We start from the raw sequence: 21,830 nt of genomic DNA on the forward strand, positions 1-21,830 counted from the left end.
ACCCCGATGTTTAGCTGTATCAAAAACTATCGCCATGGATTACTGGCACTGTGTGCTGCCGCTATGCTGTTTATGGCAACAGTGCCAAGCTATGCTTCTAGCTCGTTGGATTTCTTTCAGACACGACCCAAGGTGGCCTACGTTTTCGCCCGCACCGTGGTGCTGGACGATAACGGCGAAGCCATTTTAGTCGAATACAATGATGATGGTAGTGAAGCCGGTGTTGTTAATTTACCGGTTCCAGTCAGTGAAGCCGTTATAGTTTCTGCTGCTGAATATAGAGCTGAGCAGCTAAAACTCTCACTGTTTATGCAAGAGCATAAAACCGGCCTGGCAAAGCAAGCACGCTTAATCACCCGTGCTAATTATGACACCGAAGCATTCTTAGCCGCAGACAACAAAACGGAAATCAATAAACCTAGCTTGAACGGGGCGGTGAAAAGTGTGCTCGTTAGGGGGCAGGCCGATTTGCTGCCTGGTGCTAACAATCTGGTACTCCAGACATTCACTGTCAACTTAGCTCAACCTGTCACGTTGGGTGACAATATATCGAGCCTCGCATTAGACCAAAATGGCAATGTGTTGGATATGCGCGTTGGCAGCATTGCCCCTCGTTCACGATTTTTTGCTGAGGATGTAGATCAAACTGAGCAACCTGGTTATTACGACAGGCGCAAACATACTCCCTATGGCGGCGTACCAGGGATCCCGATTGTGAATCTGTCTATTTATACTAGCTATGCGCTTACTGGCGAACTAGGGCATGCAGGTTACGTCAAATTTCTTGGCTATTGTTCCCCTTTGGGGATGGAAGTGAACGGCCTAGTTACTGCAACAGTGCCTTACAGCGGTTTTGTCCATAATGGTGCCGCAGCCTTACCATTCTTTATGCAAAGCTACGATTACGATTACTGCATGGGTGTGCCAAATCTAGGCGCATCACTCATTGGTAAAATGGTTGAAATTAATATTGCAGCAATTTTGGCCACGACAGCCATTCCTGTCGGCAAATCCCATTTCTATATTGATGTGATGATGCTCAGTGGTCAGGTCAACCTAGCTAATCCTGATGGTAGCCCTGTTTCTATTGGCGATGTCACTAAATACAAAGCACATAGTCCAGAAACCGACCCAGTAGGACAGGCCTATTACGACTTTGATGCTGATGGTGTGGCTGATCGTACCGAGCTTGGTGTTATTAAAACTAAAACTAATGATGACGGTGAAGAGGTTGAGTTTTTCACTACCGCGTTAGAGCAGGGGCAAGAGGCGACACATCAAGGCGTCTATTTAAGTTCCGGCAGTGCCCCTGCCGGTGAACCAGATTTTGTTCGCTTAGCGGACAAACAGAAAAATTTCGCCAGCACAGGCTACCTTGAATCAATCAGTAAAGATGATCTCACTAACACGGATATTCTGGTATTCCGTGAATCCACTGGTGAGCTCGTTGTTGCTCGTCGTGGCTTGAGTGATGCTGAATCAGGTAATAGTAAAACCGGCCTAACCAAAGACGATACCTTTTACTATCGCATGGCCATGCGGGGTGGAAGGAATAGTCTAAACAACGTCGGCGCAGGCAAGAAATTTAATGAAAGATACGATGACTGGGCCACCCGAAATGGCTTTGCTGATGCTTTTAAAGAGCGAAAATCCAACCTGCTGAAACCCGGTGAATGGGTCAAGCTGGTGGTGATTAACCGGGCAACCGGTTACATGGCTACCCAGCGTGTTGAGCTGAAAAACCTCACTCAAGGGTCAGTGGTTCCGCAAATCACCTTGACGCCCCCCAACCTGAAAATTTGGGCTGAGCGTAAGTATAAGGTTGAACAGGGGCTAACCGCTGGTAAAGACAGAAAATACCTGATTGGCGCCGAAGGGGCAGGGTTAACCTCAGACAGCGAAATTAAAGTATTCACCGAATGGTTTGATCATGATGGCAGCCCGCTACCGGCAGGCCTCGCCGAAGATGACGGTGAAATGTACGGCATGACAGGCCGGCTGGCCAAAATTGTTGGCCCCGATATGTTGGCTGCCGTTGCGGATTCCGATCTTGCCAACTTCCCGATTGCCCCAGGGCGTAACACCCAGGTAGTGCAAGTTAAAGAAGACGGCGCACGGCCAGAGCACTATTACATTCACGTAGTGGGCACGCAGAAAGATGAAAACCCCAGTTTCGAGCAAACAGGGGCAGGCGAGGGCGCACTGGCCACCCGTCCCGCAAAACTCACTCCGTTCTTAACGCCGTTATATGACGAAGCCGGTGACGACTTACAGTGGCTAAGCTACAACCAGCTGAAAAAAGAGTATGAAGAAGCGGAAGATCCTGCTGATTTGATTGAGCCCAACAGCCCAACCCCATCTTATGCGTGGCGCTATCGACCAGAGTATCAGTACAGCCGGTTTGGGTTTGAGGTTGAAAAAATCAGAGCGTCTGATGAGGATGAAGTTAGGGTAGAAGATCTTTTGTCTGGCAATCACCCCGTACTGACATCACTTGATGAACTGGTGGAGTTTCTCTATTCATTAAATGGTGCTGCTGCCCCACGCCTAGCCCCCATTGATGGTGAGCAAACTATGGTGCTTGCTTTAGGGGAAAGTGAAGTCGAACTTTCATTTGACGATAGCGGCGCAGTTAAATTTTCTGAAAGCTCATTGTCACACTTAAGCTCTTTGGAAGTAGAAGACTATCTGACGATGCGCCTCTACCTAAATGAAGATGCTGCCAATACATTGTGGGAATTGGCTTTTGATTATTTGCTGATTGATACCGAATACGCAGGTTACGATGCTTCGTCTGGCGAGACTTTTTATGTGTCTGCTGATAATCCGGCGGTTCCCTTATCTGCTTTGCTTATCGGTTATGCGAGTCGAGATGAGTCATTAAAACAGCCAATGCCTCTGCAGTGGAAGCTTGAAGGTAGTGGCTCGATGAAGGCACCGGTCACCATTAATGGTGACGGGGGAGTTTTTGAAAATGTGGTGCTGTTACCCTCCGTGACTGGTGCGTCGGCAGTGGTTACTGTTGAGTCTCTTGATGATGAAGCCGTTAATGCAAAATTGCCGCCTATTGAAGTTGTGCCCGGCAAGGTGGCAAGGGTTGAATATAGCTTAGATGGTGCATTGTCCGTCAGCGGCGCAGAGCAGCTAAAGATAAGTGTAACGGCGTATGACGCTCACAATAATCTCGTTCCTGGCGCGAATGTGTCATCGTTTATCGAAGGAAGTATTCTTGAACTGAGTGCTGACTTAAAGACAAATGAAAGTGCAAAGGCAAATCTACTACTTACAGGTGGAGAAAGCAGTGGTCCTGGGAGTATCAGAATCACCGTAGATCAGTTTGAGCTTAATGTCCCCCTTGAAGTTCGTCCATTAACGGTTGAGTTTGTTAACACATTTGATGAAATATATCCTTCAAACTCTGCTGTTGTCACCTCTCTAATTACCACCGTAGACGGTGCGCCTGTTAAAGATGTCTATGTTGATTTCAGTACTACTTATGGCTATTTAGAAGAAGGCTATGTAAAGACTGATAATTCAGGTATTGCTCGCATTAAATATACGGCGCCTTTATCTCCCCGCGAAGGTATCATTACTGCCCGAGTTGGTTACACATCAGGAGTAGCACACCCTATTGTCGTTAAAGACAATCCTTCAACTCCCAAGGCGGTGGAAAGTAATTACGCTTCTTTTGTCGGTGATAAAACAACTGATGGAGCGATAAATAATGTAAGAGCGGATGGCACAGTCGTTCAAGTTGCATACAAAACCAATGACCAAGTAGCGGTTTCCGGAAAAGCAGGTGAAACAGTCATTGTCAACTTAGGTGATGACCTCGCACCTAACCAAATGCCACTGGCCGCATATTCCATGAGCGGTTTTGATGGTGGCTCTTTAGCTGATGATACAGGGCACTATCCGCTTACAGCTGAGTATATTTCAGCTGTTAATGGCTCAAGTATGGGGGCAGGGCGAAGCCTCAAGCTGCGCGGGACATTCTCTAATGACTTCGGTGAATTTAGTAGCCGGTTAACAGCCCCTACTGTACCAGTGCTTCTTTCTGGAGAGGATTTCTCATTTAACTTTGAAATGTCTCCGAATGAGAGTGTGGGTAACTTATTAGACTTAGGGCATGGTGCACATCAAGTTAACTTACTTCCAGACTCTACTATTGAATACACAGTTACCACTGAAGATGGTGTGTTCTCTGTTACTTCTGCACCAATAACCCTAAATAATTGGCACTCTGTCAGCGTTCAGTGGCACCGTGATACGATCAGACTCGTCGTCGGCAGTCAGGTATCTGAGCAAGCTGTTACTGGCCAACCTAAGGTCGGTGCGCCGGAAGATGAATTTGATCCCCAGCTTAGTATTGGTTTTGGTTTTGTGGGGGAGCTCAACTTCATTCGCTTCTTCGGCGGGGCATCTGCACCATTAGTTACCTTTGCTGATGGCCGGACAGTTGCAGAAGTTAGTTTTGTCGAATCAGGTTCACAGCAACTTACCATCGTCAGCACAGGTCAAATGAACAGTGCTGGCGAAAATGTACCTGTACAGCGTATTGCTCTAAAAACCCCCATTAATCGTCAATATGTATCGTTATTGTCAACGCCAGCCTTTACATATATGGCAGGTCAAATGGTGGAGATGGACAAATCTCTACCTGCGCTGGACTTCGCTAAGGCCGATGAACGCTTTAAAAGTTTAATTGATGGTAAGTTGGCGTCGCCGTTATATAGCGAGTTTATTCCTGTTGCCCACGCTGGCTGGCTCACCGACTTTGTTTGGGATGCCGTCAATTTCTTTCTTCCCATCGAAGATTTAAACATTGTTGTAACGCAGCTTGGGTATTTGGCAACAGATCCTGAGAAGTTCGACGCTGTTGAGCTGTTACTTTCATCAATTAACGTCATTACAGTGATACCAGTCGCTAAGCCTTTAAAACTGGTCACAGGTCCAGCAAAAGCGGTTATGCGTCATCTGCGCAAGTTAAACCCTCGAATAGCAAAAATTATGGGCGAATATGTGGGGGTAGTGGTCAAGCAGGCCAAAGATGGAAAGTTCGATAACTTAGCTAATTTATTACCATTCTTCCTCATAATGGTGGAAATGTTTGAGGATGATGAAGCGCGTGCTGGCATGGAGTTCATGCTCGGCACCTTAGTGAGTGCAGACGATTTGCTCTCCTGGATGAGTTATCTTTCGTTACCTGCAGAAGGATGGAATGGTGATGGTGAGCCGAACCCTGATGATATTGAAATCTCGTCCGTCAGCCATACTGTGCCGAGTTTATGGGGGATAGAGCAAGCCTATGCCAAAAAACGTAGCCGGATCTCAGGCGCTATCTTAGGGAAAATGCTTGGAAAATTATCTAAGCGATTGATTGGTAAAGAGTTGAAGTCGGTACCTCAAGCGCTTAAGCATATACGTAAAGCATTATTAGACACTAAACATCCAGAGATTAGAGCCAAAATTCTCTCTCGAGATTTTGTCTCTGGTGCGGTGAGGGTGACGGTTAGAAATGGCAGTACCGCAGTGCGTAATTTAATTCGTGGCAAAACTAATATGCGATTCTCGCCCACCATGTTTATGGCCATCACCAGTTATCTGACCTGGGAAAGCAGTTGCGGGATGTTGCTTGAAGGCGAGCCTGGCGATGCCGCAGCCCTTGGTTGTGATATGGGGCGCGATGAAGGGGATTTTGTTGGGTTAAATGAAAACGTACGCAAAGAAATTGCCCTAATGTATGGCAAGCTGTTTGCTGATGGGGCAACAGGTGTTGGGCGTGACAAGTTTGAAGAAGAAGATCCGAATATCGATGTCGACCTTATCCCTAAATCGGCGATGGAGTTGAAACGACTTTGGGGCGGCGGACACGGTATTGCGTTTCATTTATCGCAAATTGCCTATTACCAATTGCTGCACCGCAGTTTAGGTGGCAAAGCGATCTTAGCTGTTGAAGCCCCCCGTGCTATTGCTTTCTTTAACGATGAAGACGATATTGGCAATTTGAAAGGCAAGTTAAGCTGTGGTCAGGGCAAGAAGTGCTTACTGAGAAAGCGGCGTTTTATCGACATTGTGTTAGATGGCGGTAAGAATGATGAAGGTGCGCCTCAAGAACATTGGGTAGAGCTTAAATCTTATGCCGCCCGCGGTGAAAAAGGCGCAAACAGAGCCATTGCGTCCGTAGGTAAATTGCAGCTATGGCATATGAATAAAACGAAGGCGGGTAACTATGCCAGCAACGGCACTGGCACAGGTACCCAAGGGGTACACCGCCAGTTCAGCTTGGATCGTGTTGCAGCACATTTAGGTAAGTCTTGGAAAGCTTCAGGTATATTGTGGGAAAACCCCGACCCTTTGGTAGTAACAGATTTAAGGTTAGTCAGTGATTATGAGTGGCGTTTTCAGGCCTTTAATGTCAAAGACAAAGCCAGTGGAAAGTCAGATGTTAGCGTTAAGTTAGGTGGTGTGGGTCAGGTTAATACGGCCTGGTGGGTAGGGGCACGTCTACCGACCAATATAACCTCTGATGTAGCTGAAGCTAACTTTGGTACCCGCAAACTGAAAGGCACAGACAGAAGTTCAGCAAGAAAGATGCGCTCTATTAATCAGGCGACCATTGCTGCTGAGATACTTAAGTTGGGGATGGGGGACTTGCTTAAAGATTATGCGCAAGAGTATGTCGAAGAGGAGATACTGGATTGAACAGTGAATTACGCCCCGATTGGTTGGTTGCGTTAGTTAATGATCCGCAGTGGCAACAGCAACAAGAGGTTGCCTGGCAGTATATTTACGATGAGCGCAGTAAAGATGCCCCCCGTTGGGTGTTAGATGGGTTAAAACAGTGGTTTTTCACTGCGATCCCTACCGCAGAGATGATCGCGACACCGACGGTAAATCACAAAGAAAGAGTGTGGAGAGCTTTACTTGAGTATTGCCCTGTGCAGACCCCGGAAGGGCTGGTTTGGTGTATTCAAGCCTACATGCCGTCATCCTGCTATTGGGGGACTCGTTTAGGAAAGCATCAGGATCATCTTCGCATCACAGTTCAGCAAAGCTTTTTGGGGGCTATCTACAGTTATCCATGGTTGAGTGATCAAGCCTGTTTAGATCTGTTCCATTTTATCTACGGTAAGACGTTTCAAGCCGATCGCAGAATGCCATTTGATTTTGAAGGCAAAGAACGGCCTCTACTGGAGCAGAATACCCCGAATATACTATTTAGACTTTTCTTGGATATTACAGCATGGTTAGGGGATGCGGACGAACGAGAGGTTGTTTGGTATACGGATCTGGAATTTTTATTCTCATTCCTGGATCAGGTGTCTCCCGAGCTATTTACTGAATATGAATTTAGCGAAGAAGAGCTGCCAACATCAGACATGCACGCCAGCGGTTATCTGATTAATTTCAAAGACTACCGAAGCCGCCGGCGTCGCTATAGAAAAATACTGCGGATGGTGGCAAACCAAGCCTGTTACCCTGACTTTCCAGAAAGCCAGCAGCGCTTTATGGCCGACTATTATCAGCGTTTAGATACTTTGCCGGCGCACTACCAACCTGAGCTACAGGGGCTGTGGGCACGAATAAAACAAGAGGTGAAAGAAGAGCAGGAGGTAAGCTAATGGAGTTAACTGCATCATTTACTGCTAGCCCAGCGCACACAGCGTGTTGGGAAGCGTTGCTGCAAGGATTGGAGAATGAAGAAGTCGGGGCTATTTTTCAGGATCGCGTGCTAGCGGCTTTTGGCAAAGCCGCCGATGAAGCGTTGGATAAACTGTTGCAGTTTTATCCGCCTAGTTGCTTCATTGCGGAAGACTGGGGCCAAGAGGGCAACCGCTTCGAATGGACGATGGCGTTACCCGGTGCTTATGACTGTTTAGCGGGCGAGCTGCAACAGTGGCTGCAGCTTTGTGGTGCCGAACAGATTGAAGTGATACCCAGCCCATTTGATGATTGCTGATCATTGAATGGTCTTTATTCAATGATCCCTGTTTATATACAGGTTTGCCTGAGAAAAAGTGCACGTCTCTGGCTTTGTTTCTTGGCTTTTTGTCTGCTTTTTGTTGGCCTGTGTACTGTTACGCCAAAGATCCAGAGCATACTTGTCATCAGTATGCTTTTTGTTGTGTTTGGCGGGATGTTGGTATTTCTTCTGTTACGAGATTCTGCATTATGGTGGCGCTTAGTGTGTGCGCTTTTACTGCCGTTAGCCGCTTGGGTCGTGCTGTTTATTGGCAGGGAGAAATTACTGGGGCTTTCGATTTATCAAGTGCCCACAGGCTCGATGATCCCCGCCATACCTGTGCAAAGCTTAATTCTAGTAGATGTAACTCAGCGATCTCCGAAGCTATGCGATATCGTCAGTTTTAAACACCAAGGTATTGTGCAGGTTAAACGTTTAGTTGCTATGCCGAATGTTACTATTGGCATCGCCGGAGACGCCCTGATTAAGGATGGCCAGCAGTGGGAGTGCGAAGGCGTGAAGAACTGGTTAGCAGATATTGCCAAACCACCCCAACGATTTGACCTAGGCAACCAACAATGGTTTTTCGTTGGTGACAACCGCCCCTACAGCACAGACAGCCGCTCGTTTGGTGCTATAAAAAGTGAGCAAATCATCGGAGTGGTCGTTGATATTTGGACTCCTAGCGCTGACTGATAGCTTTTTGCCACACAGGAAGTGGTGACACAATCTCTGCCCTACAAGCCCGTAAGTATAGGCGCCTAAACCAGGCCCCCCCTAAACAGCACCGTGTCAGCTACTTACTGATTTAACAATCAAAACCCCAAATCAAACCTGTTTTTTTTGCGCTGTCAGTGAGCAGTGCAGCTGACATTGCACTGACTTCAGTTTGGGATTTTGCGCCGTTTGCTGACAAGGCCTACAGCGCCAAACCTCAATAGGAGTGCGGCGGCAGATGCCGGCACGTCTTGCACAGGTATACGGTCAGACAGTACAAAAGCGTCTGGTTCGAAGAGCGGGGTGCTGGGACAGGGGACATCCACCCGATCTTGACAGTACTAGGGGCGTTCCCTAGGTTGTTTCAGTGATAAGTAAGTAAGGAAGCCGTGATGACTCGCCCCCGCGCAGAGCGGGTTTCACCCGCCGATACGCCCTACAACCATTGCGTTCGCCGTGCTTTCTTGTGCGGTGAAGATAAATTTACCGATACGGATTACAGCCACCGTAAGGCTTGGGTGTTAGAGCGTTTTGCTCTGTTAGATGAAGTATTCACCATTGAATTGTGTGCTTATGCAGTGATCTCTCATCACTATCATCAGGTGGCTCATCTCAACTCCAAGAAGGCTAAAAGCTTGAATGATAGTACTAAGAGATGGCTGCACTTAGTGGTTTTTCTTAGAGTTGATGAAAAATAGTTGTGCTGTCTTTGGTGACAATTACCTCTGTCGTTTTTAAGCCATGTCACTGTGATACCGACGTTTTAATTCATTACGCCAGTTCATTGGCCCTTGATAATTTCTAGGAACATCTCAGACATTTCATCCGCCATCTCGTCGCTGTCGTAGCCCCGGTAATGGTTGGCAAACGCTTGGCTGTTGGCTGTTAGCTGTGGGTCCGTTAAGCCTTTGTTGATCATGGTTTGGTACTCTTCGGTGGTGCGCTTGGTGTCGCAGGCTAACGCTAAGCCTTGCTGTTGCAGTTTGTTGGCTAATACGCCTTGCTCCATATGCTCTGGTAGCATCAGTAGCGGTACACCAGCCAGCAGCGTTTGCGCCGAAAGGTTGTGGCCACCATGACAGATCACCAGATCGGCAGCGCCCAGTTCGGTGTTTATGTCAATAGGGGTTTGGCTGAACTGTGTTAGAGGGTCGTTGCGCAGAATATTGGCCAGTTCACCGTTGTCATTCATATATACCAGCTTCTCGGCATCGCTGTTAACCAACGCCCAAACCAGCGCTGAGATATTGGGGTAGCCCGCTTTTAGATAACAGAGCAGCCTTTTTTTCGTTTTGCTATGGGCCGCGCTGGGTACCTCGGTATTGTCGCTGTTACCTATTTGGTTTTGTGTGCCGAGCTGCTGCGAGAATAGTGGCCCCCAGTATCCGTCTTGATTTTGTCGCTGATAGTGGTCCATGTGGGGTAGGGTGTTAAGCACATCGTTATCACTGCACAAAATCTGTTGGGCGTTGGTCACTTGGGACGCGCCTGCGGCCTGCAGCACCTGGTTTATCTGTTGTGTGAGCGCCTGGTCTGCCACGATACGAGCATTGTCGTCAACGTCTGGTGCCATATCAAATGCAGGGAACGGCGTTTGCTTGGGGGGACAGCAAAATCCTGTGCCGATACCGATATGGGGGATCGACAATAGGTGGGCCGCAATACGCGCTGTTGGCGCGTGGTCTGCGACCACCAATGAAACCTGGTGTTGTTTGAGTAGCGCTTGCCAGTCATCACAATGTTGTTGTAGTTGCTTGCCGTCATGATAACCGGCGGCAAGTAAGGTGGCTGCATAGTTGGTGATCGGTTTTTCGGTGAATCTCTGGCCGCTATTTGAAGAAGGAGACGTTTGGCGCCAACGCGGAGCTTGTAAAACGATAGGCGTTAACTGAGCTGGCGGACAGGATTTGAAGCTTAATAGATCGTGAGGTGTTTTTACGACCAGTATGACCTGCACACCTGACTGAATGAGTCGGTCGGCTAGCATCTTTAGGCCGGTGACATGGCCTAAGCCGCCACCTAGCTCCCAACATAATGCGATTGTATTACTCATGGTTAGCTTAGTTTTTACCTTGTTATAGGGTCTGCGCCGGATACAAAAGAAGCCAGCAATGCTGGCTTCTTTTATGCTTAGCGCACTTGGTCGTTAAGCGTTACTTCAATTTTGCTTTTCTGCGGCGGTTACCTGCCAGACCAGCAGCACCTAAACCGAGCAGCAACAGTGACGCCGGTGCAGGTACATCTTGTGCAGGTTTACGGTCTGACTTTACAAACGCATCTTCATTGAAAATGGGAGTGCCTGTAATGTCAAACGGGTCGCCGAAGTTGTAGTGCGCTGGCCCAGCATAATCGTAACCAGCAGCCTGGCCAGAATTTACTTCGGTTTTTAAGTAGTACTCGATATCGACCGTTTCACCTGCGCGAACAAGACCCATATCGACAGTAATGTCTTGGTCGTCCCAAGCGATACCATCCCAAGTGCTGTGGGTGTTTATGGTGTCACCGGTTTGGTCGAATACAACACCGCCCGCTTCGTAGGCTAAGTAATACTCTGAGCCCCAAGCTGCGACGCCGTTGATAAGAATGTGCAAACTAAAATCGACGGAGGATAGGTTGTCGAGATCATTGCCACCAAACCAAGTGGTTACGCCAGCAGAGCCTGCATCTAGCGTAAAGTTGAAGTCAAAAATTCCGTTAACGCCAGTATTGTTCGTAAAGCTGTCGCGCACGGAATATTTGGCAGATGCACCTGTTTCGGAAAAGTCACTATTCCATCCCCAGCCAGATTGCAGACGGATAGCATAAGTTCCGGCTGGATCCGCTGTGACCTCGGCATAGCCGCCGCCAGTTGAGCTGTTTACTACGTCAATGGTTGTTACGCCATCATTGCTTCTATCAGAAGTAAACTGAGAGCCCGCTGTGGTTTTTACTGACACAATGGGGGCTGCAAATGCGTTTGCGCTTAGCAAGGTGGTTGCGATCGCGACAGCGAGGCGTTTTTTGGTAAATATAGAAGTGGAGAGTAGAACAGACATACTACTTAAGTCCTTTTACTTAGGTTAGAAACTTGTGGCAGACCAATTTCCGTGGAACAAGCCATGGCTTCGAATCGCTGCCAAATCAGTAAGCGCGTTATTTTATATAATTCAGCGGGTTATGCCAGCCATAGTTAGAAATACATTGATCAGCGATAACTCTTTCGATCTGAGAACGAATCGTAGGATTAGAGGTGGCTACCCTTCGCGTTAGTCGCAAGTTAAAACGGATAGGGTAGCCGAGTGTTTGAGTGGCGCTTAGTTAAGGCGTGTAATAGGTAGCGGCACCAGGGCCTACGGGTAACCCTATGACGAAAACCCACAAGAAGAAGAACAGGCTCCAGCCCAACATAAAGACGATGGAATAGGGCAGCATGGTGGCCACCAAGGTACCGATCCCTAGGTCTTTTTTGTAACGTGCTGCTGTCGCCATAATTAAACCAAAATAGCTCATCATTGGCGTGATCAAATTGGTTGTTGAATCACCGATACGGTAGGCCGCTTGAATAGTTTCAGGGGCATAGCCCACCAGCATCAACATGGGCACAAATATCGGCGCGGTCACCGCCCATTGGGCAGATGCAGAGCCCAACATCAGGTTGATAAAACCGCAGACCAGAATAAAGGCAAAGAACAGCATCGGTCCGGTCATGCCGATGGATTGCAATACCTCTGCGCCCATTACCGCGGTGACGGTACCAAAGTTGGTGACTTTGAAGAACGCAACGAACTGGGCGGCAAAGAAAACCAGTACGATATACATACCCATGGTGCTCATTGATTCGCTCATTGCATGGATTACGTCGCGGTCTGTTTTCATTTTGCCCACCGTACGGCCGAATACATAGCCGGGAATGGCAAAGCAGATAAAGATGAAGGCGACAATCCCTTTAAGGAACGGGGAGCCCGCGACCGCGCCGGTGTCGGGGTGACGCAGAATGCCACTCTCCGGTACGATCGTCAGTGCCAGCACAGCGCTTAGTACCAATACGGCGATACCGGCGTTTTTGAGCCCGCGCTTCTCATCGGCGGTGAGTTGATATTGGCTGGTGTCGTCTTCCTGAACTGACTCATCACCTTCGCTGGGATCCCACTTACCTAATTGCGGTTCAACTACGCGCTCTGTCACTACGGTGCCAAGCAGGGTGATCAAAAAGGTGCTTGCCATCATAAAGAACCAGTTTACTTCCGGGCCAACAACGTAGTCTGGGTCGATCATCTGTGCGGCTGATTCAGTAATCCCTGAAAGCAGTGGGTCGACCGTGCCGATCAGCAGGTTGGCGCTATAGCCGCCGGAAACACCAGCAAATGCAGCGGCTAATCCTGCCAAGGGGTGTCTGCCCAATGATTTAAAAATCATCGCCGCAAGTGGGATCATCACGACATAGCCGAGTTCTGATGCTGTATTAGAGATGATGCCTGAAAACACGATGATCACGGTCACCATACGTGGTGAGGCGCTCATTACCATTCCGCGCATTGCAGCAGAAAGCAGGCCCGCACGCTCAGCGATACCTACGCCTAGTAACGCAACTAACACAGTACCTAGGGGGGCAAAACCGGTAAAGTTCGGCACTAGACCCGTCACTATGATAGCCAGACCTTCAGCGCTCAGTAGGCTGAACACTTCTATCGTGGCACCTTCTGTACGGGGGTCAGATACGCTTAGCCCGAAGTAAGAGGCGATACCCGAGGCGACGATCACTGTGAGCGTGAGAATGGCGAACAGGGTGATCGGATGGGGCAGGAGGTTACCAAGAAACTCGACACCGTTGAGGAATCGGCTGAACAGGCCGCTTTGCGTGCCAGGCTTAGAATGTGAATTTTCAGGATTTGTCATAAAGAAGAAGCGGTCATCAGTTAATGCAAGCAATTAACATACGCATTCTCAATCTCTATCTCCAGTAGTAACGTCGAATAGGTACTCAAAGGTAGTGGAATTTGCCGGTTACAGTGCAACTATTGCTGTATATACAAGTTGTGTAGTTGTTTGATTTAAATGCATTATGTTGCAGGGGGCTTTGTTAGCTGTTATTCATTGGCTAATCTTCATTGGATAAGCTAGACAGAAGAAATGGATTAGATTGACCGTGGCGTGCACGAACATGGGGGCGACCAGATTTCTATAATAATGGTAAGCCAATGCATATCCTAACCCGGCTATGCCAGCCAGAATCACCCACTGCCAGCCCCCAGCGATATGGGCGATAGCAAAGGTGAGTACCGCCAGTACCAAACCGAAACGACCTAACTGTTTGCTTAGATAGTGTTGCAGCAGCCCACGAAACATCACCTCTTCAGCCGTGACAGTAATACCGATATTGATGAGCACAAACCAGTACCATTGCACTGGCAGTTTGAGATCCCAACCTAATACGCCCATTAGATAACCGGCGCTCGCAGTCACTAAAACAGTGGATAGGGTGATTAGGGCAATTGGCTGCCAACCAAGCTTGCTGGAGTTAGCGGAACGGGTCTGCTGTCTGTCGCGTGTTAACAGTAACGGTAATAGCACGATGGCGATCAGTAGCTTGTCGTAGTTAAACGTTAAAGAGTGCGGCACTGCTCCTGATGAGATTAACCGCTGTTGCCAAATCGGTTGGTTATAAAAGCCCGGCAGTAGATGCAACATTAAAGCGGCGCTGATCAGTAACATCGACCAGACAAATAGCGGATTGTTGCCATGACTTTGGCGGCTGAGCTGATGTGCTAAGCCTAAAAATGTTAGTGATGCTAGCAAACCATACAGGTCAATAGCCCCGAGTAGCAGTGCCGTGGTAAACAAGCCAAGCGATGCAATGAGGCTGTAATGGGTTAACGTTGGATAGTTGGCCATATTGATGCTGTTTCGGCGTATTACGCGTGAGATCCACAGGCAAGTTAGGTATGGATTAAGCTAACCCGTCCGTACCATTCTGCCAAATATATTAACTTACCCGATCATCGTTTTAATGATGTCTGGTTGTCTCAGGCGTTACTCCTAAGGCTTGGATTGATATGTTAAGGCGGTGATAGCGCCATATCGCCGTGGGTTATTAGCAATGAGAATTGTTAATGCATTCGTGATCTGTTCGAGGTGTTGGAGCAAAATTTATACACCCTTGAGCTAGCGGCTGTTATAAAAGGACAAAGTAGCGATCAGGCGGCCATATTAAGACAAATAAATCAGCCTGGTCTAAGCTTGCGATAGCGCCCCAATATTTGGACAGGACGCATCGCATAGACATGGGGGAAGTTATGCAATCATTAAAAGTAAAAGATCACATGGATCGTCGACCTGTCACCTTTGAACCTGGTCAGACAGTGGCTGAAGCTGTGCAACGACTGCTCACAGCGCAGCGCATTGGTGGCCCGGTTATTGATGAACAGAAGAAGCTGGTTGGCTTTATTTCACAGCAGGATTGTTTAAGAGCTGCGGTGGAAGCTTCCTATCACTGCGAGGGCGTCGCATTGGTGAAAGAGCTGATGCGTACTGAGGTGCTGACGGTGAGTCCGGAAGACTCCATTTTGGAGTTGGCCCAGCAAATGTTGGGACAAAAGCCTAAGTTGTATCCAGTGGTTGATGATTATGGTCTTCTTATCGGCTTAATCGCTCGCCGTGACATTCTGCGCGCCTTGTCGACCCATCTTGATACATGCTTTGGTAAAGCCAGTTAAACTGAGGCTTTCACCACCATCCCAAGCTTGGTAGGATCGCGCCACATTTTTTGATGTGGCGTTGATCGTGCAAGCTGATACTTTTCTGGACACCTTATCACTCCTTCCTAAACAAGCGCAGGCCGGTTTGCGGCGACGCTTTGAAGGCTTAAAACGCATTGACGACGGCAAGCGTCGGGAAAAGATCCAGAAATCACTTAATGCCGATCTGGAAAAGGCGATCATTCGTGCAACATGGAATGAATCGATATCATTCCCTGAAGCCTTACCTGTATCTGAGCGCAAGCAAGAGATAGCCGAAGCGATCCGTGACAATCAGGTGGTCATTGTTGCCGGTGAGACAGGCTCAGGTAAAACCACCCAGATCCCAAAGATCTGTCTCGAGCTAGGCCGCGGTATTGGTGGCATGATCGGTCACACTCAGCCTCGTCGTTTAGCGGCACGCAGTGTCGCAGATCGCATCGCTGACGAGCTGGCCACATCCCTTGGCGATGTGATTGGTTTTAAAGTCAGGTTCTCTGATCACACTCAGCCACGGACGCGGGTTAAGTTGATGACAGACGGTATTCTGCTTGCAGAGATGCAGAATGATCGCCTGTTACGGCAATACGACACGTTGATCATCGATGAAGCACATGAACGCAGTCTAAACATCGATTTCTTGCTCGGCTATTTGCGACAACTGTTGCCTAAACGCCCCGATCTAAAAATCATCATCACTTCTGCCACCATTGAAACCGAACGCTTCTCCAAACACTTTAACAATGCGCCGGTGATCACCGTCTCTGGCCGTACCTTTCCGGTGGAGATGCGCTATCGCCCGCAGGTTGAAGGCAAGCAGGTGGACCCCTTGCAAGGGATCTTTGATGCTGTCGATGAGCTACAGCGGGAAGGTCAGGGCGATATTCTTATTTTCCTCAATGGCGAACGCGAGATCCGCGATACCGCAGATGCCCTGAATAGAAGGCAGCTACGAAATACGGAAGTTTTGCCGCTTTATGCTCGCCTGTCGGCGCAAGAGCAGCAACGTATCTTTAAATCGCACCGCGGGCAGCGCATTGTGTTGGCGACGAATGTCGCAGAAACATCCCTGACGGTGCCAGGGATCCGCTATGTGATTGACCCCGGCACGGCACGTATTAGTCGTTACAGCTATCGCACTAAAGTGCAACGCTTGCCTATTGAGGCGATCTCTCAGGCCAGCGCCAACCAGCGGGCAGGACGATGCGGCCGTGTTGCCGCAGGTATCTGTATTCGTCTGTATAGCGAAGAAGACTTTCTTGGTCGTGCGGAATTCACCGATCCCGAGATCCTACGCACAAATCTAGCCGCCGTTATCCTGCAGATGATTGCGCTTAAACTGGGGGATATTCAAGCCTTCCCATTTATGCAGCCACCGGATCAAAAGCACATACGTGATGGTATTAAGCTGCTTGAAGAGCTGGGAGCGGTGGTTGGTACGCAACAGAAATTGACCCCTCTCGGCCGCCAGTTGGCCCGTATCCCGGTGGACCCTAAGTTAGCTCGTATGGTGGTGGCTGCTAATGACTTCGGCTGTTTGGATGAAGTACTGATTGTGGCATCGGCATTGTCGATCCAGGATCCCCGAGAACGGCCGATGGATGCAAAACAAGCATCCGATGAAAAGCATCGTCGTTTCTATGATAAGGACTCTGACTTTTCAACCTTGGTTAATCTCTGGCGCTATATCAAGCAACAGCAAGAGGAACTGTCGTCAAGCCAGTTTCGTAAGTTGTGCAAGAAAGAGTTTCTTAGCTATGTGCGCGTCAGAGAGTGGCAAGATCTGCACTTTCAACTCCGGCAAAGTTGTCGCGAGTTGCATCTGACCATGAACGACACAGAAGCCAGCTATGACAACCTTCACCAAGCGTTGCTAACCGGCTTATTAAGCAGCATTGGTATGCTTGATAAGGAGCAGGAGTACCTGGGCGCACGCAATCGGCGTTTCTATCTGTTTCCCGGTAGCGCCTTAGGTAAGCAGCGTCCGAAGTGGCTGATGGCTGCAGAGCTTATGGAAACCAGTCGGCTATTTGCCCGTGTCGCCGCGAAGATCCAACCGCAGTGGGTTGAGGCTGCAGCGCAGCATTTAGTTAGCCGGACGCACAGCGAACCCCACTGGAGCAAAAAGCAGGGCAACGTGTTGGCATTTGAGCAACAAACACTTTATGGCCTGCCTATCGTTACCAAACGTAAGGTGTTGTTTGGCCATATCGATGAAACTGAATCGCGGGCGATCTTTATACGGTCAGCGTTGGTTGAGCGTCAGCTGGGTAGTAACTTAGCTTTCTATCAAAAGAATAACGCGGTAATCGACGTCATCCACAAGGAAGAGGAGAAGATCCGCCGTCGTGATCTTTTGGTGGACGACGATCAATTGTATGCCCTTTACGATGCCGACCTGCCAGCAAATATATATGCTCGTGTCACGCTGGAAAAATGGTATCGCCAAGCCGTCAAAGATAACAAACAGGTGTTAGTTTACGACCGCGAGACCTTGCTGCAGAGGCATGAAGATGATCTCAGTCAGCTATATCCTGACCAGTGGCGTAGCGGCAATATCGACCTCAGTCTTAAATACCTGTTTGAGCCAGGAAAGAAGATCGATGGCGTCAGTGCCGAGATCCCAGTGGCGGTGCTAAATCAGGTTGACGAGCATACCTTTGCCTGGGGTGTGCCTGCGCATCGTGAAGCATTACTGGTGGCGCTAATTAAGTCGCTACCGAAACCGATACGGCGCAACTTCGTGCCTGCCCCCAATTATGCCAAGCGGGTGTTAGATGAAGCGGTACCAGAAGATGAGTCACCGCTTGAAGCGTTGACGCGGGTATTGCGCCGCGCAAGCGGAATAACGATACCTGATGAAGCATGGAACTGGGATTTGGTGCCCGATCACCTGAAACTTAATTTTAGGGTGGTTAATGAACAGGGGCAGGCGCTGGCCGAAGGGGAAGATCTTGACGATTTAAAAGCGAGCCTGCAGGACCATGTGCAGCAGACGCTTAGCGATGCCGCGGATGATGCTATTGAGCAAAGTGGTTGTGTGACGTGGGTGTTTGATACCTTACCTGAAGAGTACGTGCAGCAAAAACGTGGGTACGAGGTGCGTGCTTTTCCGGCGATCGTTGATGAAAATGACTCAGTAGCGGTGAAACTGTTTGATAATAAATCAGCAGCTGACGAAGCGATGGCTAACGGCGTGCGGCGCCTGCTATTAATGAACGTGCCATCACCGATTAAATATCTTCGTGATGGCTTACCTAACAAAGCTAAATTGGCGATGCATTACAATCGCTTTGGCAAGGTACAACAGCTGGTTGAAGATTGTATTAATGGCGCGGTAGACAGCTTGGTTGCGGATCCTGTTACTGTGCGCAGCGAAGAGACGTTTAAGCGCTTACTAGAAACAGTTAAAGCTGAACTCGCTGACACCACCATGGCTGTGGCGTTACAGGTTGAGAAAGTTCTAACATTGGCTAATCAGCTGCAAAAACAGCTTAAGGGCAAGATGAGCCTGGAAACTGTGCGTTCTCAGGCGGATGTAAAGGCCCAACTTGAAGCGTTGGTTTACCCTGGGTTTGTCGCTGATACCGGGGTGACGCATTTGCAAGAGTTACCTAGATACCTGCAAGCAGTGGTCAAACGTTTAGAGAAGATGCAGGTTGACCCGCAACGGGATCGCTTGCATCAAGTCACCCTGGATAAGGTGCAAAATGCGTTTGATCTGGTGCAACAAAAAGCACAAAAGAAACCAGGGTTACGCAGTGAAATGGAACGCCTGCGTTGGATGCTTCAGGAGCTTCGTGTCTCGTTATTCCATCAGCAGCTGGGGACGCCATATCCGATATCGGAAAAACGTGTCATGCAGGCGATCGATGAGGTGAAGCGATGCCATCAGTTGTAATTTCTGCTATCGCGGCTTCCCATACTTATCCTCTTAGAAGCGCGGTATTACGTACAGGCTTACCTGTTTCTACCTGCATCTTTGCCGGCGATGATGCAGTGACAACCTACCACTATGGTGCTTTTGTTGCGCAGCAGTTGGTGGGTATTGTATCGATCTATCGGGTCGACAACGAAGAATTAATCGCACAGCAAGCAGATTTCAGTTGGCAGTTGCGCGCCATGGCTACGCATCCTCAAGTGCGCGGTCGCGGTGTCGGTAAGGCTCTGGTGCAACATGCACTGGCGCAGCATGGCAGCAGCGCGCCGCTTTGGTGTAACGCCAGAAGTCATGCCTGTGGCTTCTACCAAAAGCTTGGATTTACGGGTATCGGCGCGTCGTTTGAAATTCCAGGGGTTGGTCCACATCTAAAAATGATGTTTGTAGAGCACAGCAGTGGCTCGGCTATTGATTGATTGTTGTGCCACTTTGATGGCGTTAAGATCAAAATTTGGTGAATTGTTGTAAGGCCTGACTGGTATTTGTAAGGGAGAGGGCGCTAAACTCGCTTCCCATATTCTGGTCGCCACTAAATACAGAGAGAATTAAGTACTATGGGAAGAGCGTATCAAAACCGTAAGGATTCGATGGCAAAAACGGCTGCGGCTAAAACGAAAGTTTATTCGAAGTACGGCAAAGAGCTTTATGTTGTTGGCAAAAATGGCGGCACGGACCCGGATACCAATCTCACCTTACGTCGCTTGATCGAAAAGGCAAAGAAAGATCAGGTGCCTGCCCACGTCATCGAGCGCGCCCTAGATAAAGCCAATGGTGCGGGTGGCGAAGACTACGTGACAGCACGTTATGAAGGTTTTGGTCCAGGCGGTTGCATGGTGATTGTTGATTGTTTAACAGACAACGGCAAACGCACTTTTTCTGATGTACGTAACTGTTTCACAAAAAACGACGCTAAGTTAGGTTCACCTGGCGCCGTTGCCCACATGTTTGATCATCTGGCGGTATTTATCTTCGCTGGTGAAGATGAAGAAGCGGTGTTGGAAACATTGATGATGGCTGATGTCGATGTCACCGATATTGAAGCTGACGACGGCAAGATCACAGTTTTTGCTCCTGCAGCCGAATTCTATAAGGTGAAGTCGGCGTTGTTGGAAGCGGATGAAGCGCTTGAGTTTGAGGTTGACGAGATCAGTTTCGTGCCGCAAACCGCGTGTCCTGTCAGCGGAGAAGATGCCGAGGTATTCGATAAGTTTCTAGCGATGCTGGAAGATTGTGATGACGTACAAGAGGTTTATCACAACGCGGAACTGGCTTAGCCTTACCTCTCTGACATAATAAGTAAGGGCGCCTGCTGGCGCCCTTACTTATTCTCCTGTTCTTCCTCGCTTCATTAACCTTTTATGACACCAAGCCCTAACTTTGTAACACTCGGCAAAAAGTCATCTATGCTATTGATAGTTGCGCGTTTGTCTTGATCGCGGACGGCACTTTTCTAATTGACTTGATGGGGAAATGTAGATGTTGAAAAGGATTGGGGAAAGAGTGTTGATTGTCACGGGTCTTATGGTCGGGCTGGTGGCTGGTTCTGTCGCCGAGGATGGCCCGATTGACGCAGCAGAGGCCTATGTTCTTGGCGCCGATGGCATGGTGGTATTGTCGGGCACTGGCGCTTGTGTACGCCACAGCGGTTGGAGTGAAGAAAAGGCCAAGGTTGTTGGCTGTGACGGTTACGCACTTAGCACCGATGTTGAGTTTGTTAAAGGTGAAGGTGATGGCTTGATCACCGGCTTATCACTGCCACAGGCGGAACTGTTTGCATTTGACAGCGCAGAGATGGGGGAAGAGGGTAAGGCCTATCTGTTGAGTCGAAAGGCTGAATTGTCAGAGGATTTCAACGGCGTCTACTCAGTAACCGTCATTGGTCATACCGACAGTACCGGCGACGAGACTTATAACCAGGATTTATCACTGCGCCGTGCCAATGCCGTCGGTGACTATCTTAAGTCGATAGGTGTACCGGAAGGGCGCTTGAATACCCTCGGTCGTGGCGAAAATGATCCTTTGGTTACGAATGATACCGTTGAAGGTCGTGCCCAAAACCGTCGTGTTGAGGTTTTTGTAGTGGGTGAACTGCGCGCGTTGGATCGACTAGTATTCCCAAGTATCGCTTTGTTTGAACGGCGCAAAGGTGAACTGACAGGTGAGGGCGTTGGCCTCATGCGAACTCACATAGAAGAGGCTAGGGAGTTACTGCGTAGCGCAGCCTTTATTGAGATCGTTGGTCATACGGATGATGTGGGTGACGATGATTACAATATGGCTCTCTCTGTTGAGCGCGCAGAATCTGTCGGGCTCTATCTTATTGAAGCTGGTGTTGATTCGTCCAAAATTGTGATGCGTGGTGCAGGTGAAACAATGCCTGTCGCAACTAACGCCACAGAACCAGGAAAAGCACAAAATCGTCGTGTAGAGGTACTCATCTTCGGACGAGGTCGCTTCTAATTCGTAAGTTGTATCATTCAGTGAAGGTTGAGCG

Annotated in this window: 14 protein-coding genes; 10 read left to right on the forward strand and 4 right to left on the reverse strand. The window is 48.8% G+C overall.

Going from position 1 to position 21,830, the window contains the following annotated elements; genetic code table 11:
- Positions 1-6 precede the first annotated feature (6 nt).
- From DU002_RS01305 to DU002_RS01325, 5 genes are all read left to right on the forward strand, one after another.
- Positions 7-6,705 (forward strand): hypothetical protein, encoded by a 6,699-nt coding sequence (locus DU002_RS01305; RefSeq protein ID WP_114336544.1) that lies wholly within the window; start codon positions 7-9, stop codon positions 6,703-6,705.
- The gene (locus DU002_RS01310) at positions 6,702-7,625 is read left to right on the forward strand and encodes a hypothetical protein (RefSeq protein ID WP_114336545.1); all 924 of its coding nucleotides are present in this window, start codon (positions 6,702-6,704) and stop codon (positions 7,623-7,625) included. The genes DU002_RS01305 and DU002_RS01310 overlap by 4 nt, the downstream gene beginning before the upstream one ends.
- Complete coding sequence (locus tag DU002_RS01315) at positions 7,625-7,963, forward strand: hypothetical protein (RefSeq protein ID WP_114336546.1); 339 nt, start codon at positions 7,625-7,627, stop codon at positions 7,961-7,963. The genes DU002_RS01310 and DU002_RS01315 overlap by 1 nt, the downstream gene beginning before the upstream one ends.
- An 81-nt stretch (positions 7,964-8,044) precedes the next feature.
- On the forward strand, positions 8,045-8,662 hold the full coding sequence (lepB, locus tag DU002_RS01320; protein ID WP_158537926.1) for a signal peptidase I: 618 nt from the start codon (positions 8,045-8,047) through the stop codon (positions 8,660-8,662).
- Between the two features lie 413 nt (positions 8,663-9,075).
- Positions 9,076-9,381: a hypothetical protein gene (locus DU002_RS01325; protein WP_114336548.1), complete on the forward strand. Its 306-nt coding sequence runs from the start codon at positions 9,076-9,078 to the stop codon at positions 9,379-9,381.
- Between the two features lie 83 nt (positions 9,382-9,464).
- Here DU002_RS01325 and DU002_RS01330 read toward each other — a convergent pair whose 3' ends face one another.
- The 4 genes from DU002_RS01330 to DU002_RS01345 form a co-directional block, all read right to left on the reverse strand.
- Positions 9,465-10,736, reverse strand: coding sequence for a glycosyltransferase (locus DU002_RS01330; protein ID WP_114336549.1), 1,272 nt, complete (start codon positions 10,734-10,736; stop codon positions 9,465-9,467).
- A gap of 100 nt (positions 10,737-10,836) precedes the next feature.
- Positions 10,837-11,718: a PEP-CTERM sorting domain-containing protein gene (locus DU002_RS01335; protein WP_114336550.1), complete on the reverse strand. Its 882-nt coding sequence runs from the start codon at positions 11,716-11,718 to the stop codon at positions 10,837-10,839.
- Between the two features lie 262 nt (positions 11,719-11,980).
- Complete coding sequence (locus DU002_RS01340; RefSeq protein ID WP_114336851.1) at positions 11,981-13,558, reverse strand: AbgT family transporter; 1,578 nt, start codon at positions 13,556-13,558, stop codon at positions 11,981-11,983.
- Between the two features lie 195 nt (positions 13,559-13,753).
- Positions 13,754-14,554, reverse strand: a complete 801-nt coding sequence (locus DU002_RS01345) for a CPBP family intramembrane glutamic endopeptidase (RefSeq protein ID WP_114336551.1) — start codon at positions 14,552-14,554, stop codon at positions 13,754-13,756.
- 401 nt (positions 14,555-14,955) lie between these two features.
- Between DU002_RS01345 and DU002_RS01350 the strand changes: the two genes are divergently transcribed.
- The 5 genes from DU002_RS01350 to DU002_RS19570 all read left to right on the forward strand — a co-directional run bounded on the left by DU002_RS01350 (position 14,956) and on the right by DU002_RS19570 (position 21,796).
- A complete protein-coding gene (locus DU002_RS01350) occupies positions 14,956-15,375 on the forward strand; it encodes a CBS domain-containing protein (RefSeq protein ID WP_114336552.1) in 420 nt (139 codons plus the stop codon).
- Positions 15,376-15,436: 61 nt separating this feature from the next.
- Positions 15,437-19,297: an ATP-dependent RNA helicase HrpA gene (gene hrpA, locus DU002_RS01355; RefSeq protein ID WP_199405134.1), complete on the forward strand. Its 3,861-nt coding sequence runs from the start codon at positions 15,437-15,439 to the stop codon at positions 19,295-19,297.
- Positions 19,282-19,752, forward strand: a complete 471-nt coding sequence (locus DU002_RS01360) for a GNAT family N-acetyltransferase (RefSeq protein WP_114336554.1) — start codon at positions 19,282-19,284, stop codon at positions 19,750-19,752. Before hrpA ends, DU002_RS01360 begins: the two co-directional genes overlap by 16 nt.
- A gap of 138 nt (positions 19,753-19,890) precedes the next feature.
- Positions 19,891-20,610 carry a YebC/PmpR family DNA-binding transcriptional regulator gene (locus tag DU002_RS01365; RefSeq protein ID WP_114336555.1) on the forward strand — a complete coding sequence of 240 codons (720 nt, stop codon included), beginning with the start codon at positions 19,891-19,893 and terminating at the stop codon, positions 20,608-20,610.
- Positions 20,611-20,812: 202 nt separating this feature from the next.
- A complete protein-coding gene (locus DU002_RS19570) occupies positions 20,813-21,796 on the forward strand; it encodes an OmpA family protein (protein ID WP_114336556.1) in 984 nt (327 codons plus the stop codon).
- The last annotated feature ends 34 nt before the right edge of the window (positions 21,797-21,830 follow it).

Origin of the sequence: Corallincola holothuriorum (genome assembly GCF_003336225.1) — a bacterium.
GTDB classification, from domain to species: Bacteria; Pseudomonadota; Gammaproteobacteria; order Enterobacterales; family Neiellaceae; genus Corallincola; species Corallincola holothuriorum.

Bases quoted from the DNA above. Each gene is read 5' to 3' on its own strand.
- DU002_RS01340 (WP_114336851.1), bottom strand. From the start codon at position 13,558: ATGACAAATCCTGAAAATTCACATTCTAAGCCTGGCACGCAAAGCGGC.
- DU002_RS01360 (WP_114336554.1), top strand. From the start codon at position 19,282: ATGCCATCAGTTGTAATTTCTGCTATCGCGGCTTCCCATACTTATCCT.
- DU002_RS01330 (WP_114336549.1), bottom strand. From the start codon at position 10,736: ATGAGTAATACAATCGCATTATGTTGGGAGCTAGGTGGCGGCTTAGGC.
- DU002_RS01325 (WP_114336548.1), top strand. From the start codon at position 9,076: ATGACTCGCCCCCGCGCAGAGCGGGTTTCACCCGCCGATACGCCCTAC.
- DU002_RS01345 (WP_114336551.1), bottom strand. From the start codon at position 14,554: ATGGCCAACTATCCAACGTTAACCCATTACAGCCTCATTGCATCGCTT.
- DU002_RS19570 (WP_114336556.1), top strand. From the start codon at position 20,813: ATGTTGAAAAGGATTGGGGAAAGAGTGTTGATTGTCACGGGTCTTATG.
- DU002_RS01365 (WP_114336555.1), top strand. From the start codon at position 19,891: ATGGGAAGAGCGTATCAAAACCGTAAGGATTCGATGGCAAAAACGGCT.
- DU002_RS01305 (WP_114336544.1), top strand. From the start codon at position 7: ATGTTTAGCTGTATCAAAAACTATCGCCATGGATTACTGGCACTGTGT.
- DU002_RS01350 (WP_114336552.1), top strand. From the start codon at position 14,956: ATGCAATCATTAAAAGTAAAAGATCACATGGATCGTCGACCTGTCACC.
- DU002_RS01335 (WP_114336550.1), bottom strand. From the start codon at position 11,718: ATGTCTGTTCTACTCTCCACTTCTATATTTACCAAAAAACGCCTCGCT.
- DU002_RS01315 (WP_114336546.1), top strand. From the start codon at position 7,625: ATGGAGTTAACTGCATCATTTACTGCTAGCCCAGCGCACACAGCGTGT.